Genomic DNA, 8,509 nt, shown 5'->3' with positions numbered 1-8,509 from the left:
TCCCATTCCATGCAAACCATCTGGTTTTCATAGTTTACTCCGCGGTTTACGCCCGCATCATTAAGTTCGGCAGGAACTCGTTGCAGCTTATTGACAACTAATAAGTCACGTCCCAAAAGTGAGGTGGGAATTTCAAAATAATAATCATTCTTCTTTTGATGTACAGCAAACATCCCTTTGGTCGTTTTACTGTCTTCCACTAATTTCTCGTAGTCGCTTTTACTCTTCTCTTCTTTCTCTTCTGGTTTTTTCTTTTTCTTTTTAAACCAACTCAGATTTTCTGTAGCGGGGGTAGTTGCAAATGCCGAGAGCGCTTCTCCACTCAGCAATATACATGCAATGACCGCTGCCATTACTTTTACATACATTCTCATTGAGTTTCTAACTTTTAATTATAATTAAAAAACGGCTACAAAAGTACTAATATAAATAACATAATGACTACTAATTTGCAATGAATATAACATTAAAAAGAAATATTAACTAGTATCTACGGTCATCATTCTCCTCGGATATTTCATAGTTTAGTGGGAATAGTGTACATTTGCGGGAGTAAAAAAGTGAACGGAATGATGAGACGATATATCACTGCTTTGATGTTGGCTTGCTGCATCGGAGGGTATGGACAAGAGAAGAAGCAAGTAACCTTTGTACCTCCTTTTGACTTTCCTCTTACATTGAGTGGGAACTTTGGAGAAATCCGCTCCAATCACTTCCACGGCGGACTGGATTTTAAGACAGGCGGAGTTATCGGTAAACCCGTTCGTGCTCTCGCTGATGGCTATATTTCGCGTATTCGCGTCACGAATGGTTCGGGATATGTACTTGATGTCTGTTATCACAATGGCTATTCAACGATCAACCGCCATTTGAGTGGTTTTGTTTCTCCCATTGCCGAAAGGGTGGAGAAACTTCAATATGAAGAAGAAAGCTGGGAAGTAGAGATTGTTCCCGAACCGGGAAAATATCCGGTGAAAGGAGGCCAGCAGATCGCATGGAGCGGAAATACCGGATATTCGTTCGGTCCGCATCTTCACCTGGATGTATTTGAAACGGAATCGGGAGATTATATTGACCCTATGCCTTTCTTTCAATCGAAAATAAAAGATACGCGTGCTCCGAAAGCGGATGGTATCCTATTTTTTCCACAACTGGGTAAAGGAGTAGTGGATGGAAAGCAAGAGAATAAAACCATCCTTCCCAATAGTGAGCGTCTGGTGGAAGCATGGGGAGTGATAGGCGTGGGGATCAAAGCATACGATTACATGGATGGAGTGAATAACCATTATGGAGTTTATTCGGTTGTGCTTACGGTAGATGGAAATGAAATATTTCGCAGCACCGTAGATCGCTTCTCGCAGGAAGAGAACCGGATGATTAATTCCTGGACTTACGGGCAATATATGAAATCTTTCATTGATCCGGGCAACACTTTGCGTCTACTAAAAGCATCGAATGATAACCGTGGCTTGGTGACGATTGATGAGGAACGGGACTATCAGTTCTTATATACATTAAAAGATGCTTTCGGAAACACTTCCAAATATACTTTCACCGTACGGGGTCGGAAACAGCCGATTGAACCGTTGAATCATCGGGAGAAATATTATTTTACCTGGAATAAGACTAATTATCTGCAAGAACCGGGATTGAACCTGGTTGTTCCGAAAGGAATGTTGTATGATGATGTTCCCCTCAATTATCAGGTGAAGGCGGATAGTGGTGCCGTTGCTTTTACTTATCAGCTGAATGATAAGGCGGTTCCGCTGCATGCAGCTTGTGAACTGTGTATCGGGTTGCGTAGAAAACCAATTGCCGATACGACGAAATATTATGTGGCCCGCATAACTCCCAAAGGAGGAAAGTACAGCGTAGGCGGAAAGTATGAAGACGGATACATGAAAGCATCTATCCGGGAGTTGGGAACTTACACTGTTGCCATCGATACCATCCCGCCGGAGATTATCCCTGTCAACAAGAATCAGTGGGGAAGAAACGGAAAGATTGTCTATCGTTTGAAAGATCAGGGCGCGGGAATTGCTTCCTATCGTGGAACGATTGACGGAAAGTATGCGCTTTTCGGACGTCCCAATATTGTGAAATCATACTGGGAATGTACGTTGGACCCCAAACGCGTAAAGAAAGGAGGCAAGCATACTGTTGAATTTACAGTGACCGACTATTGTGGGAATGAAACAGTGGCCCGTGAAAGCTTTGTTTGGTAAATTATTAAAAGTGAATCATATATTTATTATGAAGAGAAGAATTATTCTTTGTGCCGCCGTATTGATGGCGGCTGTGGCGAACACCTTCGCCTGCACCAACCTGATTGTCGGAAAGAATGCGTCTGCCGATGGCTCGACGATTGTTTCCTATTCTGCCGACTCGTATGGCTTATTCGGAGAACTTTATCATTATCCGGCTGCTACCTATCCAAAAGGTACGATGCTGAAAGTTTATGAATGGGATACCGGCAAGTATCTGGGAGAAATAGAGCAGGCACGCCAGACTTACAATGTAGTCGGTAATATGAATGAATATCAGGTTACCATTGGTGAGACAACTTTCGGCGGACGTCCGGAATTGGCCGATTCTACAGGGATTATCGATTACGGAAGTCTGATTTATATCGGTTTGCAACGTTCGCGCACTGCCCGTGAAGCAATTAAGATCATGACCGACTTAGTGCAGCAATACGGCTATTATAGCGAAGGAGAATCCTTTACTATTGCCGATCCGAACGAAATATGGATTATGGAAATGATTGGTAAAGGTCCCGGCATCCGTGGAGCAGTTTGGGTAGCTGTACGTGTGCCCGATGATTGTATTTCGGCCCATGCCAACCAGTCACGTATCCACCAGTTTGATATGAACGACAAGGAAAACTGCATGTACTCTCCGGATGTCGTTTCTTTTGCCCGTGAGAAGGGATATTTTAATGGAGTAAACAAAGACTTTAGCTTTTCATTAGCTTATGCGCCTCTTGATTTCGGTGCCCGCCGTTTTTGTGAGGCTCGCGTGTGGAGCTATTTTAATAAGTTCACAGATAACGGAAAAGATTATCTTCCTTACATTGAGGGAAAGACCAATACGCCGATGCCTCTTTTTGTGAAACCAAAACATAAGTTATCCGTGCAAGATGTGAAAGATATGATGCGCGACCATTATGAAGGAACGCCTCTTGACATCTCCAATGATTTCGGAGCCGGACCTTATAAGACACCTTATCGTCTTTCTCCTCTGAACTTCAAAGTAGACGGCCAGGAATATTTCAACGAACGTCCGATTTCCACTCAACAAAGCGGGTTTGTATTTGTTGCACAAATGCGGGCTCATAAGCCGGACCCGATAGGCGGTGTACTTTGGTTTGGCGTGGATGATGCGAACATGGCTGTATTTACCCCGGTTTATTGTTGTGCTACTAAAGTGCCGGTATGTTATACCCGTGTAGATGGGGCCGATTATATTACTTTCTCCTGGAATTCTGCTTTCTGGATTTTCAACTGGGTATCTAATATGGTCTATCCGCGTTATGATTTGATGATCGGTGATGTACGGGAAGCGCAGAAAGAAATGGAAACTACTTTCAACAATGCACAGGAAGGCATTGAAGAAATGGCTGCCAAACTGCTGGCAAAAGATAAGAACGCAGCAGTTGACTTTCTGACAAACTATACAAATATGACCGCACAGAGCACTTTCGATACTTGGAAACAATTGGGTACATTCTTGATTGTGAAGTACAATGATGGAGTGGTGAAACGTGTTAAAGACGGTAAGTTTGAGCGTAATTCTATCGGACAACCTGCCGGAGTGATGCGTCCCGGTTATCCGAAAGAATTTTTGCAGGAATATGTCAAGCAGACTGGTGACAGATATTTGGTAAAATGAAGAATTAAGAATGAAAAATGAAGAATTATGCTTTGCAAATATGTCTTATAATGCGATTCTTCATTTTTCATTCTTAATTCTTCATTAAATAACTAGGAATTATAAACTTATTATTTTACATTTGTGTGCTCAAGAAATTGATAATAAATAATTCATTAACCAATAAATAACAATCGAAATGGAAAATCAGGAACTTATTAAACAGGTCACTGAAAAAGCCGAAAAATGGCTAACCCCGGCTTATGATGCTGAAACCCAGGCTGAAGTGAAACGTATGTTGGAAAACGATGATAAAACCGAACTAATTGAAGCTTTCTACAAAGATCTTGAATTTGGTACTGGTGGTCTGCGTGGTATTATGGGTGTAGGTAGCAATCGTATGAATATCTATACGGTAGGTGCTGCCACTCAAGGACTTTCCAACTATCTGAAAAAGAACTTCAAAGACCTGCCGCAGATTTCTGTAGTAGTAGGTCACGATTGCCGCAACAACAGCCGTTTGTTTGCGGAAACTTCTGCTAATATTTTCTCTGCCAATGGTATCAAAGTATATCTGTTTGACGACATGCGTCCGACACCGGAAATGTCTTTCGCCATCCGTCACCTCGGTTGCCAAAGCGGTATCATCCTGACTGCTTCTCACAATCCGAAAGAATACAACGGTTACAAGGCATATTGGGACGATGGTGCACAGGTATTGGCTCCACACGATAAAGGTATCATCGACGAAGTGAATGCAATTGCTTCTGCTGCCGATATTAAATTCCAGGGAAATCCGGATTTGATTCAGATTATCGGTGAAGACATCGATAAGATTTATCTGGATATGGTGAAAACTGTTTCTATTGATCCGGCAGCTATCGCCCGTCACAAAGATATGAAGATTGTCTATACTCCGATTCATGGTACAGGTATGATGTTGATTCCTCGTGCATTGAAAATGTGGGGATTCGAAAACGTATTTACTGTGCCCGAACAGATGATTAAGGACGGTAACTTCCCGACTGTCGTATCTCCGAACCCGGAAAACGCGGAAGCTCTTTCTATGGCTGTAAACCTTGCCAAAGAAATTGATGCTGACCTCGTTATGGCTTCCGACCCGGATGCTGACCGTGTGGGTATTGCTTGCAAGGATGATAAAGGCGAATGGGTACTGATTAATGGTAATCAGACTTGTATGATGTACCTTTATTATATTCTGACACAGTACAAACAACTGGGTAAGATTAAAGGTGGCGAGTTCTGTGTGAAGACAATCGTTACAACTGAATTAATCAAGAAGATCGCAGATAAGAACAATATCGAAATGCTTGACTGCTACACCGGATTTAAATGGATTGCCCGTGAAATCCGTCTGCGTGAAGGCAAACAGAAATATATAGGTGGTGGTGAAGAAAGCTACGGATTCCTTGCCGAAGATTTCGTTCGCGATAAAGATGCCGTATCAGCTTGCTGTTTGATTGCTGAAGTTGCTGCATGGGCAAAAGATAATGGTAAATCCTTGTATCAGTTGTTGCTGGATATCTACGTAGAATACGGATTCTCTAAAGAGTTTACTGTAAACGTAGTGAAACCGGGTAAGAGCGGTGCAGAAGAAATCAAAGCTATGATGGAGAACTTCCGTGCCAATCCTCCGAAAGAATTGGGTGGCTCTAAAGTGATCTTGAGCAAAGATTATAAGACACTGAAACAGACAGATGATAAAGGTAACGTAACTGCAATCGATATGCCGGAACCATCTAACGTACTTCAATATTTCACTGAAGACGGTAGCAAAGTTTCTGTTCGTCCTTCAGGTACAGAACCGAAGATTAAGTTCTATATGGAAGTTCAGGGTGAAATGGGTTGCCGCAATTGTTATGCTTCTGCCGAATCTGCTGCAATGGAAAAGATTGAAGCAGTGAAGAAATCATTGGGTATCTGATTTTGTTTCTTCTGAAATTTCAGATATAGATAACGAAAGATAAATAATAAATAGCGCCTCCATGGTCTTTTCGAAGATTATGGAGGCGCTTCTTTTTCTCTATACATAGCCCTGATTCTGTCTATTTTCGGGCTTTTTCCCCAACTTGGCACAGTTCTTTCATTTCCTTTGCATTCTTTAAGTCCACTTGCTAATCCTTCTTGCGAGAATCTTGTTGTATTGACATCATCTCAATTTCAACCCGCAGGCTGCGGATACACATGTTTTGTTGATGCTTTAGAGTGATACGTTCAGTTTCATATTCGTAAGTTGTTCGTTTGTAGTTATGTGTATTTCGTGGCCTGCTTTCTTAGTCTATTTTTCAGTCAGTGCTATTTCTTTTTTTTCTGTCATTTCTTCGTGCCTATCCAAGTCCATTTATGCCATATTGTTTCCAATGGTCCTTGTTTATGTTTAGACAGCCACCATTTGCAGAACCGAACTTGCGCTAGGAAAAGAATAATACCGATAATCAGGCTAAGAGTATATCCACAGTAAGGAGCAAGATAGAATCCGAATGGGAAATAGATAATGGCTCCCAAAATAGATTGAGAAATATAATTGGTCAAACTCATTTTTCCGTAGAATCGCAGATTAGATACAGTTTTCTTGAACTGATCCTTCTGATAAAGCAACACGAAAGAAGCAACAAGTACAATCGTAAATGCAAATTTCTGCCACATATCAAAGGCAGTACCTACCGTTTGCTGAATTAAACTGCTGTCACTTTGCATGATCTGTTCTTTCAGAGAATACAGTGGCGCGAAACTGATAGCTGCAATAATAAGTGCTTTCATCCAGAACTTCAAATGAGATTCGGTAGTTACGAACAATTCTTTGCGTCCGATATATAAGCCAAACAGGAAAAGTCCGGCAGTCTGTAAGAAACGTCCGGCACCGATAGCCCAAAACAGGCTTGCTTTCTGTCCTAAAGTAACATTACCTATCAGAAAATCCCAAAAGTTTCCGGCTTTGGTGTATTCCGCTACTTCAGCATACATGGCTCCGACATTCAAATCGGGTAGGGTATAAGCAGGATTGAAAAGGCTCATTATATAATGAAACCATTCAATCGGTTGCAGTGAAAACAAGATGGCGGTGATTAGAATCGCTTTGTCACTCCATTTACGTACGATAAATAGTACAAGACTGACTACAACAAACAGAAGCAGGACATCTCCTGCCGGGAAGAAAGCAGCATTCAAAGTAGCGAATCCTGCCAGTAATGTCATTCTCCATAAAAAGCGGTAACCAAAATCTTTTCCTTTCAACTGCTGGTTGTGCGACTGGATATAGAAAGTGAATCCGAAAAGCAGAGCGAATATGGCATAAGACTTTCCGGCAAGCAGTGAAAATGTCGCATTAAATACTCCGGCATCCAAAATGGTGAGCCATTCAGGAGAACTTTCCGGATATACGGGGAAAATGAAATGCTCCAGGTTATGAACCAGAAGGATGGCCATTACAGCAAATCCTCTAAGAGCATCTACTACTTCAATTCGGGGTGTTTTTGTTGATAATTCCATGGGGCTAATTTATGATTGTTTTTAGTAAATGTTCATTTTACCCATCTCTAAGCAGGCTTCGGGAACATACTGACGGATTCCTTTGATGATATTTTCCATGTTTGATTTATTCATTTGGATGCTCTATCCACCAATCAATCATCTTTCGGGCAAGACTAAGTTTTCTGGGAAGTTCGGGTAAATTGTCTCTTGTATAAAAGTCTCCCGAACTCAATTCTTCATCTTGGAGGTTGATTTCCCCTCCGGCATAATCAGCAATAAAGCCGACCATTAGTCCGCTGGGATAAGGCCAGGGCTGATTACCGAAATAAGTGATATTCTTTACATCCAGTCCGGTTTCTTCTTTCACTTCACGTGCTACACATTCTTCTAGCGTTTCTCCGGTTTCCAGAAATCCGGCAACGAGACTGTTGAATGTTCCTTTAAAATTGCGGGCGTGCACTAAGAGTAGTGAATCTTTTTTTCTCACTAATACAAGAATCGCTGTGGAAATGGAAGGATATACCTCCCGGTCACATTTCGGACAACGCTTCATGATAGATTCTTTCTGTTCCATAGGCGTGCCGCAGGCGGAACAAAAGCGGCTGTTTCTATCCCAATGCAGAATCTCATATGCTTTTCCTGCTGTCTGATAATGAGACAAAGGAAGATATTCATAGGAGGCACGAAGCCCTATCATGATCCATTGCTCCGATTCTTCAATGGGAGAGGAGAGGGAGAAAGCCTTGCAGTTTCTCCCTTCCAGTGTAGTGATATTGTGTACGGTTGTTTTTTCTTTAATAACAATAGGAGAGCTTTCTCCACACGGGATGGCATATATGCCATCCTCTTTTTTCTCAAGAAGCAGTTGGTCTTTGTAAAAGATAAACCACCATGATTGTGCTGTCTGATTCATTTTAATTCTAATTCTTGATCTTCGCGCTGCGAAGTTATAAAAAAACTAGATTGATATTTAGACTTATCAGATAAAATACAGGGCAACTGCACCAAAATTTGATTCATAACCGTGCAGAAATCAGCTAAATGATAATTTTGCGGAGTGCCCTGAAAGGGCTTAATTATATAGCGTAGGGCAACGCCCTACGTAAAAACGACAATCTGAATTTGCGCCCTGAAAGGGCATAATTGT

At 41.7% G+C, this 8,509-nt stretch carries 6 protein-coding genes; 3 read left to right on the top strand and 3 right to left on the bottom strand.

Annotated features, from left to right (window positions below; all coding sequences use genetic code 11):
• Positions 1-374 (bottom strand): DUF5118 domain-containing protein (locus DXA05_RS25195; protein ID WP_128859759.1); only part of this gene is annotated, 374 nt, incomplete at its 3' end.
• A 198-nt stretch (positions 375-572) separates the two neighbouring features.
• Between DXA05_RS25195 and DXA05_RS25190 the strand changes: the two genes are divergently transcribed.
• The 3 genes from DXA05_RS25190 (at position 573) to DXA05_RS25180 (ending at position 5,815) form a co-directional block, all read left to right on the top strand.
• A complete protein-coding gene (locus tag DXA05_RS25190) occupies positions 573-2,225 on the top strand; it encodes a M23 family metallopeptidase (RefSeq protein WP_128859760.1) in 1,653 nt (550 codons plus the stop codon).
• Between the two features lie 28 nt (positions 2,226-2,253).
• On the top strand, positions 2,254-3,891 hold the full coding sequence (locus DXA05_RS25185; RefSeq protein ID WP_053095326.1) for a C69 family dipeptidase: 1,638 nt from the start codon (positions 2,254-2,256) through the stop codon (positions 3,889-3,891).
• Positions 3,892-4,069: 178 nt separating this feature from the next.
• Positions 4,070-5,815 carry a phospho-sugar mutase gene (locus DXA05_RS25180; RefSeq protein ID WP_004300737.1) on the top strand — a complete coding sequence of 582 codons (1,746 nt, stop codon included), beginning with the start codon at positions 4,070-4,072 and terminating at the stop codon, positions 5,813-5,815.
• 389 nt (positions 5,816-6,204) lie between these two features.
• Here the strand turns inward: DXA05_RS25180 and DXA05_RS25175 are convergent, their stop codons facing one another.
• On the bottom strand, positions 6,205-7,380 hold the full coding sequence (locus DXA05_RS25175) for a DUF418 domain-containing protein (protein ID WP_128859758.1): 1,176 nt from the start codon (positions 7,378-7,380) through the stop codon (positions 6,205-6,207).
• A 106-nt stretch (positions 7,381-7,486) separates the two neighbouring features.
• Entirely contained in the window at positions 7,487-8,281 is a 795-nt protein-coding gene (gene nudC, locus DXA05_RS25170; protein ID WP_255353100.1) for an NAD(+) diphosphatase, read from the bottom strand.
• Between the last annotated feature and the right edge of the window lie 228 nt (positions 8,282-8,509).

Origin of the sequence: Bacteroides sp. AM54-2NS, from assembly GCF_003602935.1 — a bacterium.
Taxonomy (GTDB): Bacteria; Bacteroidota; Bacteroidia; order Bacteroidales; family Bacteroidaceae; genus Bacteroides; species Bacteroides xylanisolvens.
This window is presented reverse-complemented; position numbering and strand designations above follow the sequence as displayed.

Bases quoted from the DNA above. Each gene is read 5' to 3' on its own strand.
- DXA05_RS25190 (WP_128859760.1), top strand. From the start codon at position 573: ATGAGACGATATATCACTGCTTTGATGTTGGCTTGCTGCATCGGAGGG.
- DXA05_RS25185 (WP_053095326.1), top strand. From the start codon at position 2,254: ATGAAGAGAAGAATTATTCTTTGTGCCGCCGTATTGATGGCGGCTGTG.
- DXA05_RS25180 (WP_004300737.1), top strand. From the start codon at position 4,070: ATGGAAAATCAGGAACTTATTAAACAGGTCACTGAAAAAGCCGAAAAA.
- DXA05_RS25175 (WP_128859758.1), bottom strand. From the start codon at position 7,380: ATGGAATTATCAACAAAAACACCCCGAATTGAAGTAGTAGATGCTCTT.